This window comes from Paenibacillus sp. GbtcB18 (assembly GCF_019091125.1).
Lineage (GTDB): Bacteria > Bacillota > Bacilli > Paenibacillales > NBRC-103111 > Paenibacillus_F > Paenibacillus_F chitinolyticus.
The window spans coordinates 113,739-131,366 of the sequence record NZ_JAGXJX010000007.1; the positions used below are offsets into that span (position 1 = coordinate 113,739).

A 17,628-nucleotide genomic window follows, 5' to 3' on the forward strand; every position below is an offset into this window, starting at 1 on the left:
GCAGTTTGAACTTTATTTTTTATTCACACTTGGTATACTGAACGTATAGTTTTTTAACGGTTAAGAGAGGTATGGACGAAAGGAGACGGTTACGATGAATGGCAAAAGAGGCAGGCCGCGTAATGTGGAAGCGCAGAAGTCTATTCTTTCCGCGTCTTATGACTTGTTGCTGGAGAACGGCTTTCAAGCCGTCACGGTTGATAAAATTGCCGATCGCGCCCAAGTCAGCAAGGCCACGATTTATAAATGGTGGCCTAACAAGGCTGCCGTAGTAATGGATGGTTTCATGTATGCCGCCACAGCCAGATTACCCGTGCCTGATACGAGTTCGGCATGTAAGGATATTTTAATTCACGCCACGAATTTAACCCGGTTTTTGACAAGCCGGGAGGGAACGATCATTACGGAATTATTGGGCGAAGGACAATTTGATTCAGGCTTGGCGGAAGCCTATCGAACCCGATTTTTCCGTCCCCGCCGGCTTGAGGCAAGGGGTCTTTTGGAGAAGGGAATTCAACTTGGGGAATTGAAAAATGGGATCGACATTGACATATGCATTGATCTCATTTATGGACCGATTTTCTATCGTTTGCTTGTGACAGGGGACAAGCTGGACGAACCCTATGTGGAGTATTTGGTACAGACCGCATTAGAAGGAATCCGTTCTAAAGCTTGAAATCAGCTCTTCTGAATTTTTGAGGGGAAGGGAATGACTATGGCAAAGCGACCGGCATACGGCTAGTCATTTGGACCGAATATAAGAGCAACATCTCAAAATTTATCCCGCCGGCTTCCCGGACTATCGGCCGCAGCCTGGTGCCTGTTGTTTTTTTCCAAGAGCTTTTCTATACTTCTTGTAAGACTTGGGGTAGGAGAGGATAATCGATGATCCAACTGAAAGATATCGGGAAATTCGAGAAGCTGCCGGAAATCGCGATGCACATTTACCAAGGAAATATACCGGCTCTGCGGGAGACCATTGCGGCAGGCTGGGATATTGAAGAGGGCATTCAACTGAGCAAGTATACGACGCTGAGTCCGCTCGACTTGGCGCTTATATCGGAGAGGCTGGACGTTGTAAAGCTGCTTGTAGAGCACGGCGTTAACCTGAATGTTCCTCGTAATCCGGCTTTTTTGCGGGCTGTCCGCTATTGCAAGGAAGACACCGTTCGCTATCTTGCGGAGCAGGGCGCTAAAGCGGACAAGCTCAATCATGTGGGCTCTGGAGCTTACTCGCAGGCCTATTATGGAAATAAAAACAATATTCCGCTCCTCCATGAGCTGGGATTGGATATAAAGAAGCACGGCAGCGCCGTATTGCGCCAGGCCGTGTCGGACCATGATCTTAAGACACTCGGGTATTTACTCGATCATGGGGCGGACATTAATTACAATAAACCGGACCAAGTTTATCCTTATCAAGCGACTCCTCTAACCGTTGCCGCGCGCATAGGCAATGTCGCGATGGTTAAGTATTTGATTGAACGCGGTGCGGACATTACGATAACGGAAAAGGACGGCGACCGGGCGTATACGATTGCGGTGGGCAATAAGAATGCCGCTTTGGCCGACTATTTGAAATCCCTGGAGCCGGCTGAGCTTCATGATAGAGAGAACAAGAAATTTGAGCTGAAAAAGTATAAGTTGACCGATGAACTGGTCGCCTTTCTCACCGGGGACGAGCTGCGCCTGGAGCTGGCGCCGAATGACTATGACATCGGGTATATCGACTTTTTCACCTTGACCGATACGATTGAAATGAAAGTCGGCCGGCAAAAGCTGCTTCGTCTGTCAGCCGACATCGACAACTACTCCGATCTGCAGCTTGTGTGGAATCCGAAGAAAAAAGGCTCCGTCGGCTGTTACGACGTGGAGCATCAGGAGTATGCGGATTTGTGCGGGTTTACGGAATTCCTCGCGAACCCTGAAACCTACCTCATTAAATTCCTTGAGGGAGAGCTGCAAGAATAGACATTATCCGGCGGAAAATCCGCCGCTCAAGCGACTGCCGCACCCTGCGGACGTCGCTTTTTTTATATTCGAACAAGGCCCGCGTTGTTTATCTTTTCCAAAGTCGTAATACTTTCGCCCTGTTGGCATGCCGGAGAATATGGGATGATGAATCCATCAAAGGTTCGGAGTCACGGACTGTGAGCCTTGAACTTCAGGCTATTGCGATCCTTCCTTCTACTTCATTGGGCGAATTAGGGTCGCAGCTTTCCTGAAGGATTTCTATCCGCGAGAGGAGGCGTCCAGGCTATCATATTCCTTCCTTCTATGGTATTTCACCAAAGGCAGTAGGGATATGGCTTTCCTGGACTCTTTTTATGAACATAAATACGATCTATTTACGCAGAGCGGGCAAAGTGATTGTGGAGCAAGGAAAAGGCGCGAATCGTCTTTCTAAGGCTTACTTGGCTGCGGCTATGAAAAATATCGAATCCCTTGGATTTATGTTCTCCCATCGCTTGATGCGCGCCGTGTGTACCTTATCCGAAGAGCGGTTCGAAGCGTTCTATCGCGAGCTGATCAGGGATCTGAAACGGATGGTCGGCGCCCATGTGGCGTATAAGCCGATGTATCCGGACTTTCCGGCGCAGGTGATGCAGGAACAGGATGCGGAGCTTTATTTGAACGCCTTTTATCATTATCTAACGCACGAATTGCCTGAGTATGAGACTGCGCAAAGACTTCCGCTGCGGGACGAGGCAGACTTGAAAGTCATTGATCTTGGAAGCAAAGCGGAGTTTCATGTCCTGATAAGCCGGCTGATTCAAGCCAAAACGTCGATCTCCGAGACGGACAAGGAAGATATTGACGCGGCTATAGAGTGCGCGGACCCGGATGAATTGGACGCGATTCTTCCGTCCGAGATCCCGTTCAAAGAGAACGCGGCCTTCGTGGCGGCTTCCTTGATGAAGCATGACAAGGCCGGTTTGGAGTGGATCGGGCGATACTTTAAAACCGCAACGGATGTCCTTCGTCTGGCCGCGGCCTGGTCGGATGGCGATGTCAGTCTCGCCGAAGCCGCGCGTTACCGCAAATTTAAGCGCAGCGAGAGACGGCTGCTGCTAGGATTGCTGGAACGGTGTCATCCCATTACGGAAGATATGCTGAGATATAAGGAGCGCTGGGTACGGCTGGGAGAGATTTTGCATCCTTCCGAGTATAAGAACCGTTTTCCTCGTTGTCAGGAGGCTTTCGGAATTTTACGCGACAAGAAGCCCTTTACGACGTTCGGCGGGAGCGTGGAACTTGCCTTCCGGTATGGGCAGGTGTGGACGTTGATCGATCTGCTTATGCAGCGCCCGGGTGAATTCGCAAGAAGGCTCGATCAACTGCTGCGGTCCACCGAACAGACGGAGTATGTCGTGCTGGCATTCGGCGAAGTGGCCGGTCAGGTATCGACGCCCGTGCTGCTGCAGGTGAAGAATCATTTTGCCCGCCGCCATGAGCGTCCCGAGCTGCGCGTCTTCTTCCCGAAAGGCAATGCGGCCAAAGCGTTTGCGATTCCCCATACGCTCCCGGAAATCGGCGAAACGGTCTGCCAAGACATCGTTGAATTGTGCGAAAAAACGCTTATTCAGCGATTCTCCGAACTGCCTCCCTTGGGGAAGACGCATGTCGATAAACGTTTGAAGGACTATCATGTGCCGTTCTCTCAACGATCCGCGAGCAAAGCGCTGCATACGCTCGTAAGGGGAAGCCGTGTGCCGATGGCGGAGGGGGACACGATCCGTTTCTTCAACTGGTGGAAAGAAGGGATTGTTGACGGTAAGCCTACGGGCCGGGTGGATATCGACTTGTCCGCAGTCATGTATGACCGCAACTGGGAGTATGTGGAGCACATTTCGTATACGAATCTGCGCTCCTCCAAGTACCAGGCCGTCCACAGCGGAGACATCGTGTCGGCTCCTCAAGGAGCCTGCGAGTTCATTGATCTGCACATTCCTTCCATCGTCGATTACGGCGGGCGTTATATTGTGGCTTCCCTGCATTCCTTTACGGAACAGCCGTATTGCGATTTGCCGGAGTGCTTCGCAGGCTGGATGATGCGTAAGAAACCCGGTTCCGGGGAAATTTTCGAGCCTTCGACGGTGGCCAACAAAATCGACGTCACCGCCGACACGCGGATTGCCATTCCCGTCATCCTGGATTTGGTGGAACGTACGGTCATCTGGACGGACTTGTCCCTAACGAAACAACCTCACTACTGTAACAATGTGGAGGGGAATCAGAAGGGAATCGTTTTGATAGGAAAAGCGATGACTACTTTGCGGAAGCCGGATTTGTACGACCTATTCCTTCTCCATGCGAAAGCTAGAGGGGCAGCAGTTGATACGGCGGATGAGGCAGATACGATATTCTCGGTGGATAGCGGGGTTACTCCTTACGATATCGAGCAGATTATGGCGGAATATGTGGTTTAAGTCGGGATGGTAAAAGGGGAGCAGACGCTCCTCTTTTTGCGTTTTTCAAGCGGATTTACGATACTTGGGACCCAAAACTTGAATTTTCAATGAACTTTTCCATTGTTCTCCGTTGCAGGCGGGAAAATATTTTGCTACTATTTAGACATATAATATTTCGATATCTAAATATTATATCGCGTATATCATGATTGTTCCTCCAAGAAAGGAGCCTGGCGAGCATCGGGGAGAATGAACGGCATTGATAGGCTTCGCCATTTGTGAGAATGGCATAATGCACCATCATCTTAGGTTGGAACGGATATTAGAAGCGGGGAGCGAAGAAATTTTATGAGCCAAAACAAAGGGAAAATTCACTACGCTTGGTGGATTTTGCTAGGGCTTTGCATGATGGTCGGCTTGGGGAAAGGTACCCTGAATAACTCAGCCGGTCTTTTTTTGCGGCAAGTTTCCAAGGATCTTGGAGTCGGGATGGGCAGCTTGACTCTCTATTTCAGTGTCTCGGCTATCGTTACCATGGTCTTTTTGCCGATTGGCGGCAAATTGTTGGCGAAGTATGATACCCGGCTGCTTTTAAGCGGCGCGATCATTTTGCAGGCCGGAGCGTTTGCCTTGTTCGGTCTGATGAATTCGGTGTGGGGTTGGTACATCCTTGCAGTTCCTCTCGCTGTGGGCGGCGTATTCATTACCGTTATCGCAGGACCGGTATTAATTAACCAATGGTTTAAAAAGAGCAAGGGTCTTGCCCTTGGAATTATGGGAGCCGCAGGCGGAGCGATCGGCGCCATTTCCCAGCCGGTTGTCGGCAATCTGATTGCCAATCAAGGCTGGAGATCATCCTATGTAATCGTTGGTATTGCGGTCATTGTGATCGTTGTTCCCATCGTGCTTCTGTTGCTAAGGAAATCACCTCTCGAAAAGAAAACGCTTCCCTATGGGGCGGAGGCCGCAGGCGGCACAGCAGCGAGCGCAACGGCTGCAGGAGCGGAAAACAAAGGCGTGTCCTTGGCTGCCGCCAAGAAGTCCTCCGCCTTCTACGCGCTCATCGCGTTTTTCTTCCTGATCACATCCGCGGCAAGCTTTTCGGTGCATATTCCGACGTATCTGATGAACAAGGGATTTGATGTCGCCTTCGCGGGCAATGTTATGGCAACCAATATGATCGGCGTGCTGATCGGCTCCTTGGTTATCGGCTATGCGAGCGATAAAATCGGCACCAGAAACACCACGTTTATCGCCATGATTCTGGGCGTGCTGGCCATCGGGCTGTTGTTATTCGCGGCGACCAGCACGCTTGTCATCTCGCTGGCTGTGGGACTCTTCGGTCTTGTCTCCGCCTCTATCGGAACATTGGGACCGGCGCTTACATCAAGCTTGTTCGGCAACAAGGAATACAGCCAGATTTATTCCAATGCTTCCATGGGTCTCGCGATCTCTTCGATCATCGCTTTGCCTGCTTACGGGTTTGTGTTCGACTTTACGGGAAGCTACACCCCTGTTTTGTATGCGATCGGCATCATGCTGATCATTAACATCGTCTGCATCAGCATTGCCTTTGGCGGGAAGAAGAAGCTGGAGCAAGCCGGATTGTGGGATTAATCAGCCGGTGAATTCATCAATCAAGGGAATGAGGGAGCTACACATGAAATTACAAGGCAAAGTCGCCATCATCACGGGCAGCGCTTCGGGAATCGGCCGCGGCATTGCGCTTGCCATGGCCAAAGAAGGCGCACATATCGCGATTGTCGACGTGAACGAGCAGAAGGGGCAGGAAACCCTTGCGGAAGTCAATCGATACACGGAAGGATGCCTGTTTATCCGGGATATTTCCGTTAAAGAAAACGCCAATGAAATTGTGGGAGAAGTGGTCAAGAAATTCGGCAAGCTGGACATTCTCGTTAATAATGCGCATGCTTCCAGACAAGCTTCTTTCGTGGAGACCACGCAGGAGCTGCTGGATCTGTCTTTCGGAACCGGCTTCTATCCGACTTTTCATTTCATGCAGGCCGCCTACCCCGAGTTGAAAAAGACGAAGGGCAAGGTGATCAACTTCGCTTCGGGCGCGGGTCTTGACGGACAAGTGACGCAAACGTCCTACGCGGCGGCCAAGGAAGCGATTCGCGCCATTTCCCGCGTTGCCGCCAATGAGTGGGGGCCGGACGGCATCAACGTCAACCTGATCTCGCCGATCGCACTGACGCCGGGCGTGGAGCAATGGCGTGAGAGCGCCCCGCACCTGTATGACGCGATGATCGAGCGTATTCCGCTTCGCCGTCTCGGTGACCCGGAACAGGACATCGGCCGTGTCGCCCTATTCCTGGCAAGTGACGACTCGAATTATATAACCGGCCAAACCATTATGGTGGACGGCGGTTCAATCAAACTACGTTAGGAGAGTATGTAAAATGGGACAACTGGACAACAAAGTAGCGATCATTACCGGCGGAGCTTCCGGTATCGGCGAACGTATGGTGGACCTTTTCGCACAGGAAGGCGCTATCGTTATTGCCGCGGATATCAATGAGGAGGCGCTTGCGAGAGCCAGTAAGAAGCACAATGTACACGGGATGAAATTGAACGTGGCTTCCGATGAAGATTGGGCGGCGCTTGCGAAGGAAGTAAACGACCGTTTCGGTAAAATCGACATCCTCGTTAACAACGCGGGCATCTCTTCGGAAAAGCCTTTTCAAGAAATCGACGCGCAGGATTGGCAGAAAATGCTCTCCATTAACGGCTTCGGTCCGTTTGCCGGTATGAAGCACGTTACTCCGTACATGGCTGAACAGAAGCAGGGCTCCATCGTAAACATTTCTTCGTACACGGCTCTGATCGGACAAGGTTTCAACCACTACTCCGCATCCAAAGGGGCGGTACGCGCCCTGTCCAAAGCGGCTGCCACGGCGTTCGGCCGGCAAGGCATCCGCGTGAACGCTTTGTTCCCGGGGATCATTGAAACGCCGATGACTCAGGCCTTGAGCACGTCCAAGGATTTGCTGGATCGTTTGATTCAAATGACGCCTCTGCAGCGCCTGGGACAACCGGACGATATCGCCAAAGCGGCCCTATTCCTGGCTTCCGATGCTTCTTCCTATATTACGGGTTCCGAGTTAGTGATTGATGGTGGATACTCCGCTCAATAGCGTGTAAGATTATGACAGTCCTTAATTTTTATTAGGGGCTGTCGTTTCTTTTTATCAAGGAGGATCTTATGGAAGAGCAAACGGTTTTCGAACTTATACATAACATGGATAAATTCACCAACGGTCTGATTATCCAGTGGAACAAAACATTCAATGAGGATCTTGGGGTTTCTCATGTTCTCGTGCTCGGTCATCTCAAGCAGAACGGCAAAAGCCGGCCTTCGGACCTTGCGAAAATATTGGGCCTTACTCCGCCCACGCTCAGCTATTTATCGGAAAAGCTCGTCGCGAAGAAATTAGCCGTCCGAATGGTGGATGAGTCCGATCGCCGCATTATTTATTTGGGCATTACCGACAAAGGTGCCGAAGTCCTTAAGCGGGCCACTTTGGAAGGAGAAAGACTGCGCAGAAACTTATTCGAAAAGTTAACCGACGAGGAGAGGGCGGAATTAGCGAATCTATTCAAAAAGCTGAACAGTTGAGACTACATCATGATGACCCGATATGCGTCGCTTAACGAAGCAGAAAAACAGGCTGTCCTTGATGAAATTCTTATTAAAGAGTACAAAAAAAGTACCGTGCTTCTTGAACAAGCGGACGTTCCCGCGGCCTGTTTTTTTCGTGCTGAAGGGTTGTATCGGGCAGTTCTCGATAGATGAAGCGGGATGAGATTTGAGATAAATCCGCGCCTCACACGGAGCTTTTCCCCCCTCGTGCCAGAAACCATTCCAAAGCCCAGTTCCCCTAATGCCGGCAGTCAGAGCGGCGGTTCGCTGTTCCTTTAGCTCTATGCTTGAGGAACCATTCCATAATCCCTCTTAGTTTGCTGTATGGATTTCATTGTAATAGGCCGGATAGGAAGGTTCATTAACTTCAATCAAGAGCGCTTCTTTTTCGACCAAAAAATTTTTGCGTCTGAACGTTTTTTCGCTTGCAGCTTACGTAACGTAAGCTTTTATAATACAGCTACCGGGATATAGCTAGCACTAAAGAAGCGGAGATGATGCATGAAGAGGCATTGGAAAGTAGGAGACCTCGCCAAGTTGACGGGTCTTACCGTACGTACGCTGCGTTATTACGATCAAATCGGTTTATTTTCTCCATCCGCCCAGACGGATTCCGGCCATAGGCTATACAGTGAGCCGGACTTGTCGCGCCTGCACCAGATATTATCGCTCAAGGAGCTGGGGCTATCTCTCGAAGAGATCGGCTCGGTCCTGACCGGCGGGCAAATCAGCCCGCTTGAGATTGTCCATCTGCAGATAGACCGAATCAAAGAACAGATCAGGCGGCAGCAGAAGCTGCTGGAGCAGCTCGGGCATGTATCCAAGCTTATGCAGGGTAAGACGCAAGTAACGGTAGAGGATTTCACAGACCTTCTGCAGGCGATGCAAATGGGATTTGAAAAGCCTGTCATTGAACGGCAAGCGAGCTGGGAACAACATTTGGACCGGTTGGGAGACTTCCTTGCCGGTGGGAGCGGAATACCGAAACCTGAGGAGGACAAACAATGAGTGAACGATTCGTCAAACATGCGACCTTCGTCGTCGAAAGAGTTTATGCCGCATCGCCGGAGCGGGTTTACCACGCCTGGGCCGACCCGGATGCCAAAGCCAAGTGGTTTTCGAAGCCGGACATCTTCGAGTTTCGGGTCGGCGGGCGCGAATACAGCAGCGGGGGACCGCCGGAAGGCCCCGTCTTTACCTTCGATGCGAGCTACCAGGAACTTGTTCCGGACCAGCGCATTGTGTATACGTACACCCTGGATTCGGACGGCACGCGCATCTCCGTCTCGAACACGACGGTCGAGCTGATCGCGGTGGAGGGCGGCACGAAGCTTATTTTCACGGAGCAGGGCGCGTTCTTTGACGGACACGATACTCCGGAGGTTCGGGAACACGGTACCAATGCGATGCTGGACGCGCTGGGCAAGGCACTGGAAGGGGAGGGATGAGCATGACCATCGGAGAGAATGAACTCGTAACCACGCGTGAGTATGATGTTCCGCGGGAGCTTGTTTTCCGGGCGTGGACAACCCCCGAGCTGTTAGCCCGGTGGTGGGGACCGAAGGGCTTCACCAATACGTTTCACGAGTGCGACATCAGACCGGGTGGCACATGGACCCTCACCATGCACGGACCGGACGGCACGGATTACCCCAACCGGAGCGTCTTTGTTGAGGTCGTGGCGCCGGAGCGGGTCGCGCTGGATCATTTATCCGGCCACGAATTCCGGTTAACGGGAACCTTCGAGGATCTGGATGGACGCACCAAAGTTACGTTCCGCCAGCGTTTCAAGGTAAAAGAAGACTTCGAAGCGGCCAAGCCCTACTGTGCGGAAGCCAATGAACAGAACCTCGACAGGCTGGGTGAGGTGCTGGCGGAATTGGCCGGTTAGTTTTTGTAAATATGTGAGGACTTTAAATTTGTCGCCGTTCACGCCCCCTCTTGGGCCGTGGCGGCGATTTTTATTTCAGTAACTGCGAGGAGTCTTGGAAATCCGGCAGCCTATCATAGGGAGTTTTTTGGGATTACAAGAGCGCTCAATCCGTAAAGGAATAAGCTCCGTATGGGAAAATTAAGCGGACCTATTACATAAACAACGGTTGAATCTCCAGTTACAGGAGGATTTATACTTTGAGCTGCAAGCAGCCAAAACTGTAAATGGAGGGTTTTCTCTTATGAGGTCTTTTGAAATGCTAGTGACCATCTTTAATATCTTATTGCTCGGTTGGTCAATAACGGCCAAGAACAAGTCGCGGCGCGGGCTGCTTATCGGTTTCGGAGTTTCGGGCCTATTGGTGCTGACGCACGGGCTAACCGAGGGCATGCGTTGGCAAATGATCCCGGTCTATGCGATGACTTTAATCCCAATCGCGATTTTTGCTGTAAGGTACCGGATTAAACCGAAGGAAGAGGAAAAGAAGGCGGCCCGAACCCGGATCATCCTGATTACGGCGCTTGCCGCACTTTATTCTTCCGCAGCCGTGGCTCTGCCTGTCCTGCTTCCGGTATTCACGTTCGAGAAACCGGCCGGCCCTTACAAAATCGGAACCGTATCCTATCATTGGAAAGACGCACGGCGAGAGGAGACCCATACTCCCGATGCCGGTGATAAGAGAGAATTGATGGTACAGATTTGGTATCCGGCGAACATGAACGCAAAGGGAAAGACGGCTTCTTATGTGTCTCCTGGGGATATTTTTGCAGAAGGATACGGTAAAGCGCTTCATCTGCCTAAACTGTTTTTTACGAGCGTCGGAATAGTTAAAACTCATGCGATTGAAAAAGCGGAACTATCCGATAAGGAACCGGCCTATCCTGTGCTCGTTTTTTCGCACTCCTTAAACGGAACCAAGAATCAAAACACGTTCGAGGTCGAACAAATGGCCAGTCAGGGTTATATCGTAGTAGGCATAGATCATACTTACCGTAGTACAACATCGGTTTTCCCCGATGGCCGCGTTGTAAACTTTGTTCCTCAAGAAGGGAATACGGTCGACTATTTAGATAAAATAAACGGGGAATGGGTGGAAGACGCAAAGTTTGTGGTCGATCAAATCGAACGGCTTGCCAAGAACGATCCGGACGCTCGTTTTACAAGCCGAATGGATCTGGAGAACATGGGGATGTTCGGCCATTCCTTCGGCGGAGCGACAGCCGTCCAAATGCTGATGGCGGATTCCCGGATTAAAGCGGCAATCAATATGGACGGCGGATTATACGGCGAGCTGCGGATTCCGGCGGAAGGACTGGGGAAGCCGTTTCTGATGTTTAGCGCAGACGACACGCTTTCCGGCACGAAGAATATGAGCGATGAGAATATCGCTTCACAGGGTACGACAAGAGAGGATCTGACTAAGTTTTTTGACGAAACATTAGCGCGGTATAAAGATATAACCGTAGGCGGAAATTACTGGATCAAAATGAATGCCATGAAACATATGGGCTTCTCCGATATGTATCTGATTTCACCCGTCTTTGAAAAAATGGAAGGGGTGGAGGTGCGAAAGGCGCACCGGCTGATCAACGAATACTCGCTTGATTTCTTTAACCATTATTTAAAGCAAAAGCCGTTTAATCTATTGGAACAGACGATCGGCGAACATCAGGGATTCACGCTGGAGAAAGGCTGAGCCTGAATTTCCGCCGCTTCAGCGAACGGATGAGGGCGAATAGCCCTCGTCTTCTCGTTAACGGGCTACATCTGTTCAAGCCTCCACTTTATACCTTGAAGCAGTAAGAGGTTTCCTTGAGAAAACAAGCGGAATTTAGGACTCAAGAGGGAGCATAGCGTGTTGAAGCGTTCGATTCGTTCCGATCGGGTTCTCTGTGAATATTCGGCAAAGTAGCGAAAAAACTCTTCTTGATCAACCGATTGCTCCGAGTTCGCATACAGCATGGCTGTATCCTCTACAATGGCCTGTACAAAAGGACTTTCGGCACTTAATTTGCGCTTCAAAGCCGTATTTAACCGGGTGTGTATTCCCTCAAGGTTCTTGACCCATGCGTCCGCACCCAATCGTGGTTGATGGACCATATTAAAAAACAGAAACTCATCTTTTCTAAGGTCCGAAATAAACTCGGGATCGTTAATAAGTTCCTGTAACTCGTTCCAAGCAACGGTTTGTTTGGCGGATGTTTTCGTCTGATTTACAATGTGCTTGTTAAAGTTATAAAGAAGTGAGCTTCTCCATTCCGCAGGAACGCCCTCTAAAAATTTGGATTCTTCCACTCTTTTCGCGATGAAACGGCTTCGCTTCTCGTTATTGATGGCCCGTTCATGGACCAGATCATAGACATACTGCAGGGAATCCCCTTCATTCTCCTTCGCCGTACGCAAAATCGAAATCATATTCGACAGCGTGCTTACTTGCAGCTCTAAGGACTCGATCTGCCAGTCAAGTGCTTTATCAACGGGTGTTTCCCGGGAGATGATCCGGCTTATTTCATCAATTCCAAAATCCAAGTAACGCAGAGTTATCGTCAGCTCTAAACGCCATATATCTTGCGTCGTGTACAACCGGTGCCCTCCCTCTGTGTAGGTAGTGGGCTTTACTAATCCGACCTCATCGTAGTATCGCACGGTTTTGATTGTAGATCCGATTATTTTGGCCACGTCTCCGATCGAATAAGTCCGCTCTTGGTCCATAGAATCAGAAGCTTGCTGCTTCTGCGAATCCGTGCCGCTTTTTGAATGCAAACCACTCACCTCCGAAAAGTTAGTTTACTATCTCCTGTAGCTGGAGATTCAATGGGAGTATTACGGTTCTTGTTAAAATAAAGGGCTACTTAAGATTATAACCGAACGGAAGGTCATTGCTCTGCTGAGGGAGATATAGCTTCTCAACAATTAGGTCCTTATTGGGTCACGCGCTTTTTTGTGGTTTAATGGAGGTGACGCCAAGGCATTTGCACAAAAGGGAGGGTTTTCCCGGGATGAACAAAATCATGATCGTCGAGGACGATCCCAAAATAGCGGAATTGCTGAAGTCGCACATTCAAAAATACGGGGACGAGGCGATCGTCGCCGATGATCTCCAGCGCGTGATGGAATTGTTTCAAGAGCAGCTTCCGCAGGTCGTGCTGCTGGACGTCAACCTGCCGAGCTACGACGGTTACTACTGGTGCCGCCAAATCCGGACGGTGTCCACGTGTCCGATTATTTTCATCTCCGCCCGCAGCGGAGAAATGGATCAGGTGATGGCGCTGGAGAGCGGGGCGGACGATTATATCACGAAGCCGTTCCATTACGAAATCGTGATGGCCAAGATCCGCAGCCAGATCAGGCGCGTCTACGGCGATTATGCGACGAAGGAACGCATTGTGGAACGGGACGGGCTGGTGTTGTATCCCGAGCGGATGGAGCTGCGGCTGAAGGAGCAGTCCACGCTTTTGACGCGCAAGGAATCGCTGCTGATGGAGACGCTGATGCATCATTGTCCCCGGATTGCCGGCCGGGAGACGATTCTCGACAAGCTGTGGGACGATTACAGCTATGTCGACGATAACGCGCTCAGTGTCAACATCACGCGGCTGCGCAAAAAGCTGGCGGAACTCGGCATCGACGACGCCATCGAAACGCTGCGCGGCGTCGGGTACCGGCTGCACCTCACATGGAAGGGCGAAACGAAGCCATGAGGTTGTTTGTGCGGGACCATGTGCCGCTTATCGGGTTCAGCCTGGTGCAGATGCTGGTCATTCTGCTTATTTGCTGGCTGGACGGATACAACCATCTGGGAACCGCATTGTACGCGCTGTTTCTGGGCCTATGCGTGCTGCTTGTGTATCTGATGTACCGCTATGTCCGGCTTCGGGCGTTTTACCGGTACATCTCCGAACCGAGCGACGTCCTGCCGCGTGAGCTTAAGGTGAGCCGCGCGCCGCTGGCAGCGTCTTTAACGAAGATTCTGGATGCCCGGTACCGCGAGAGTAAACAGCTGGAGCACATGCGGGAAGAAAGACAGCGGCAGCACCTGACGTTCATGAATCAATGGGTGCACCAAATGAAGACCCCGCTGTCGGTCATCCAGCTCATCACGCAGAACGGCGAAGACGAGCGGTTTGCCAGTATCGCGGAGGAGTCCGACCGGCTGCGCCACGGGCTCGAAATGGTGCTTTATATGGCGCGTCGGGAGACGTTCGCGCAGGACTTCCATATTTACCGGGTGGGGCTGAGAGAGCTTGTGAACGAGGTCATTCAAGATAACCGGCGGTCGTTCATTCGGCATTATGTGCATCCGGAGCTTCTGATTGACGAGAGCATCACGGTCGAGAGCGACGCCAAATGGCTCCGGTTCATTGTCCAGCAGCTGATCTCGAACGCCATTACTTATTCGGCCGGCAGCAGGACGAAGGTCGTCTTTAAAGCCCACGCCCAGGATAAAGCCGTTATTCTAAGCGTCACGGACCGCGGCGTCGGCATACCCCCATCCGATTTGAAGCGGGTGTTCGATCCGTTTTTTACAGGCGAAAACGGGCGGAAGTTCAAAGAATCGACAGGCATGGGCCTGTATTTGGTGAAGGAAGTTGCGGACCGTCTGCATCACCGGGTGGAGATCGAATCCGACACCGGCAAAGGGACGACCGTCCGCATCATTTTTCCGTACGCGACCGAGTAGGGCGAACAGTGAGCGATCACTCTTCGCCTTTTTGTGCATAGACCGTTGTGTGTGCACGGAATCTTTCATCCCTGTAAGATTGGCGCAAGATAGCGATATAGGAGCGGCGGATCGCCTGGGGTATGCTAGAAGCAAGAAGGGACGTGTTTGGCTTGGATATTTTGAAGGTGACGAACTTGTGTAAAATTTACAACGAAAAGATGCCGTTTGAGGCGCTGTCCGATATTAACCTGACGATTGAGAAGGGGGAATTCATCGGCATCATGGGACCTTCCGGAAGCGGCAAAACGACGCTGCTCAATCTGGTGTCGACCATCGACGAACCGACATCGGGCGAGGTTTGCGTGGACGGCCACCATCCGCACCGGATGAACGCGGACGAGCTGGCGCTGTTCCGCAGACGCAAGCTGGGCTTTATTTTTCAATCGTTCAATTTGCTGCCTACGCTGACCGTGAAGGAAAATATTTTACTGCCGCTTACGCTCGAAGGGGTCGCGCTGGATCGGATGAAAACCTTGCTTGAGCCGATCGCGGAGCAGCTTGGCATTACGCCGATCCTGGACAAGCGGACCTATGAGATTTCCGGCGGGCAGGCTCAGCGGACGGCTATCGCACGCGCACTGATTCATTCGCCGAAGCTGGTGCTTGCCGACGAACCGACAGGCAATCTGGACTCCAAATCGGCCCGCGATGTCATGGAGCTGCTGACGGCAATGAACAAGCGGCAGGAAGCGACGATGATGCTGGTCACGCACGATGCGATGGCGGCAAGCTACTGCGACCGCGTGGTATTCATCAAGGACGGCAGGTTTCATAACGAGATCACGCAGGGAGGAAACCGCGAAGTCTTTTACCAGAAGATCATCAACGCCCTTTCGCTGTTAGGAGGCTACAGACATGACTTTCCGACAGTTCGCGTTTAACAACGTCATCCGCAACAAACGGGTCTATCTGGCGCACTTCTTAAGCAGCTCGTTTTCCGTCTTTGTTTTTTTCGTCTATGCCCTGCTGCTGTTTCATCCCGATCTGCAGGGAGAGCTGAGATCGACGAGCAGAACGATCAGTGCATTGGCAACCGACGGCATGCGTCTCTCGCAAGTGATCCTCTTCATTTTTTCGTTTTTCTTCTGCCTGTATTCGGCCGGCACCTTTCTGCAAACCCGCAAGCGGGAATTCGGCATTCTGATGATGCACGGCATGTCCCCGAGGCAGCTGCGCCGGCTCGTTTTCATCGAGAACTTATTTATCGGCGGAGCCTCGATTGCAGCGGGTATTGCCGTGGGGCTTATTTTCACCAAGATGATCCTGCTCGGCATTGCCAAGCTGCTCTTTATCAAGGTCGGCTTGACCTTCTACATACCGGTGCTGGCCATTATTACGACCGCTGCCGCATTCGCTTTGCTGTTTGGCGTTGTCGCGCTGGTCACCTCCCGGATAGTGAAAGCCGGCCGGCTTGCGGATTTGTTCCGGTCGGATGAAAAACCGAAGCCCGAGCCGAAGCCCTCACGGCTGCTCTCGGTTTTGGCGATTGTCCTGATCCTGGCCGGGTACGGCGTTGTGATGGTTTACGTCTACAGGTACTTTCACTCGTTCTGGCTGCTCTTTGCCGGTGTCGGCTTGGTGGTCGCAGGCACGTACTTCCTGTTTACGCAGTTCAGCGTGTATGTGCTCCGGAGTTTGAAGCGGAAGGACCGCGTGTTCTTCAAAAGGACGAACCTGCTGGTTTTATCGCAATTGGCGTATCGCATGAAGGACAACGCGACGATGTTTTTCATGATCACGATCGTTTCGGCGATTGCCTTTACCGGGATCGGCACCGTACTGGCTACGAATCATCCCGGACTGAAAGAGATGGAGAATCCCTACGCCTTCACGTACAAAACGGACCTAAGCGTTCAAAATGAAAAAGAAGTTGTTTCACGGATCACAACGCAACTGGCTGACCACGGCTTCGCTTACGACTTAAACGTTGTCCATGCAAAGCGGCTGTGGGGGCGCCTTGTCCTCGTTAAGCAGAGCGAATTCAACGCTTTGGCCAAAACCTTGGGACTGCGCGATACGGAGGAACTGGCGGAAGGGGAGAGCCTGCTGCTGCCGGGCAGCCTCTTTCTGGCTACTCAAATTAAAGAGAAGAACGAAATCGTGCCGGACTCCGTCGACCTCGGAATCAGTGAAACCTGGCAAAAGAACGTAACGGTCAAGCAGTACGTGCCGACGGTCATCCTGCCGGACGGCCACTATACCGTTGTCGTTTCCGATCGGATGTTTGAAACCGTGCCGGAGGTTGAAGACACGCAGCTGCATTTTAATTTTTTCTACGTGGCCGATTGGGAGAATACCCGGGATGTCGCGAGCGTGTTGGCAGAAGAGATCGGCAAGGATGAACTCGACCGCTTCGAATTCGATGCGCTGGTGCTGGACTGGCTGGCCGATAAACAGACCAACGGACTGCTGTTCATTATTAGCGCGATGGTAGGCGTCGTATTTTTCACCTTCGCCGCCAGCCTCCTGTACTTCCGGCTCTACGCCGACATGGAGCGGGACCGGGAACAGTACGGGATGATCGCGAAAATGGGCCTGCTGAACAAGGAGCTGCGGCGGATTGTGACGAGGCAGCTGCTGCTCATGTTCTTCCTGCCGATCGTCCTGGCGCTTGTACACAGCGGGGTAGCGTTTATCGCTCTGCAGCAGCTCGTGGATTTCTCCGTCTTGACGAATTCCGTGTTCATTTTCTTGTCCTTCATCGGGATTCAGGTTGTTTATTTCTTTCTTATCCGCTGGCGTTATTTGCAGCATATGTATCCGAAAAACGGATGAGGATCAGACAGCTCCGCGTTATGCGGGGCTGTTTTTTTGCCGTTTAAACCGGCGGCTTAAAAAAGATTTGAAATTTGATCCCGGATGAGCGAATAATGAAGTAAGACTCTCCGGCTTGAGA

At 51.6% G+C, this 17,628-nt stretch carries 16 protein-coding genes; 15 read left to right on the top strand and 1 reads right to left on the bottom strand.

Annotated features, from left to right (window positions below; translation table 11 throughout):
- Positions 1-94 precede the first annotated feature (94 nt).
- The 11 genes from KVT34_RS20215 (at position 95) to KVT34_RS20265 (ending at position 11,705) form a co-directional block, all read left to right on the top strand.
- On the top strand, positions 95-676 hold the full coding sequence (locus KVT34_RS20215) for a TetR/AcrR family transcriptional regulator (RefSeq protein WP_217560640.1): 582 nt from the start codon (positions 95-97) through the stop codon (positions 674-676).
- 209 nt (positions 677-885) lie between these two features.
- Entirely contained in the window at positions 886-1,971 is a 1,086-nt protein-coding gene (locus tag KVT34_RS20220; protein ID WP_217560641.1) for an ankyrin repeat domain-containing protein, read from the top strand.
- A 356-nt stretch (positions 1,972-2,327) separates the two neighbouring features.
- Positions 2,328-4,430, top strand: a complete 2,103-nt coding sequence (locus tag KVT34_RS20225; protein ID WP_217560642.1) for a TerD family protein — start codon at positions 2,328-2,330, stop codon at positions 4,428-4,430.
- Between the two features lie 330 nt (positions 4,431-4,760).
- Entirely contained in the window at positions 4,761-6,029 is a 1,269-nt protein-coding gene (locus KVT34_RS20230) for an MFS transporter (protein ID WP_217560644.1), read from the top strand.
- Between the two features lie 43 nt (positions 6,030-6,072).
- Positions 6,073-6,822 carry an SDR family NAD(P)-dependent oxidoreductase gene (locus KVT34_RS20235; RefSeq protein WP_217560645.1) on the top strand — a complete coding sequence of 250 codons (750 nt, stop codon included), beginning with the start codon at positions 6,073-6,075 and terminating at the stop codon, positions 6,820-6,822.
- 13 nt (positions 6,823-6,835) lie between these two features.
- Positions 6,836-7,570: an SDR family NAD(P)-dependent oxidoreductase gene (locus KVT34_RS20240; RefSeq protein WP_217560646.1), complete on the top strand. Its 735-nt coding sequence runs from the start codon at positions 6,836-6,838 to the stop codon at positions 7,568-7,570.
- Positions 7,571-7,638: 68 nt separating this feature from the next.
- Positions 7,639-8,052: a MarR family winged helix-turn-helix transcriptional regulator gene (locus tag KVT34_RS20245; protein ID WP_042231574.1), complete on the top strand. Its 414-nt coding sequence runs from the start codon at positions 7,639-7,641 to the stop codon at positions 8,050-8,052.
- 525 nt (positions 8,053-8,577) lie between these two features.
- Positions 8,578-9,084 (top strand): MerR family transcriptional regulator, encoded by a 507-nt coding sequence (locus KVT34_RS20250; RefSeq protein WP_217560647.1) that lies wholly within the window; start codon positions 8,578-8,580, stop codon positions 9,082-9,084.
- Positions 9,081-9,524: an SRPBCC family protein gene (locus KVT34_RS20255; RefSeq protein WP_217560648.1), complete on the top strand. Its 444-nt coding sequence runs from the start codon at positions 9,081-9,083 to the stop codon at positions 9,522-9,524. Before KVT34_RS20250 ends, KVT34_RS20255 begins: the two co-directional genes overlap by 4 nt.
- 2 nt (positions 9,525-9,526) lie before the next feature.
- Entirely contained in the window at positions 9,527-9,967 is a 441-nt protein-coding gene (locus tag KVT34_RS20260; RefSeq protein WP_217560649.1) for an SRPBCC family protein, read from the top strand.
- 283 nt (positions 9,968-10,250) lie between these two features.
- Complete coding sequence (locus KVT34_RS20265; protein ID WP_217560650.1) at positions 10,251-11,705, top strand: alpha/beta hydrolase; 1,455 nt, start codon at positions 10,251-10,253, stop codon at positions 11,703-11,705.
- A gap of 65 nt (positions 11,706-11,770) precedes the next feature.
- On the opposite strand, the gene KVT34_RS20270 is transcribed toward KVT34_RS20265, so the two are convergent.
- Positions 11,771-12,721: a MerR family transcriptional regulator gene (locus KVT34_RS20270; RefSeq protein ID WP_254635047.1), complete on the bottom strand. Its 951-nt coding sequence runs from the start codon at positions 12,719-12,721 to the stop codon at positions 11,771-11,773.
- Between the two features lie 287 nt (positions 12,722-13,008).
- On the opposite strand from KVT34_RS20270, the gene KVT34_RS20275 reads away from it, so the two are divergent.
- The 4 genes from KVT34_RS20275 to KVT34_RS20290 all read left to right on the top strand — a co-directional run bounded on the left by KVT34_RS20275 (position 13,009) and on the right by KVT34_RS20290 (position 17,507).
- Entirely contained in the window at positions 13,009-13,710 is a 702-nt protein-coding gene (locus KVT34_RS20275) for a response regulator transcription factor (RefSeq protein ID WP_217560653.1), read from the top strand.
- Positions 13,707-14,690, top strand: coding sequence for a sensor histidine kinase (locus KVT34_RS20280; RefSeq protein WP_217560875.1), 984 nt, complete (start codon positions 13,707-13,709; stop codon positions 14,688-14,690). Before KVT34_RS20275 ends, KVT34_RS20280 begins: the two co-directional genes overlap by 4 nt.
- A 152-nt stretch (positions 14,691-14,842) precedes the next feature.
- Positions 14,843-15,613: an ABC transporter ATP-binding protein gene (locus tag KVT34_RS20285; protein ID WP_217560654.1), complete on the top strand. Its 771-nt coding sequence runs from the start codon at positions 14,843-14,845 to the stop codon at positions 15,611-15,613.
- Positions 15,588-17,507 (top strand): FtsX-like permease family protein, encoded by a 1,920-nt coding sequence (locus tag KVT34_RS20290; RefSeq protein WP_217560655.1) that lies wholly within the window; start codon positions 15,588-15,590, stop codon positions 17,505-17,507. The genes KVT34_RS20285 and KVT34_RS20290 overlap by 26 nt, the downstream gene beginning before the upstream one ends.
- The last annotated feature ends 121 nt before the right edge of the window (positions 17,508-17,628 follow it).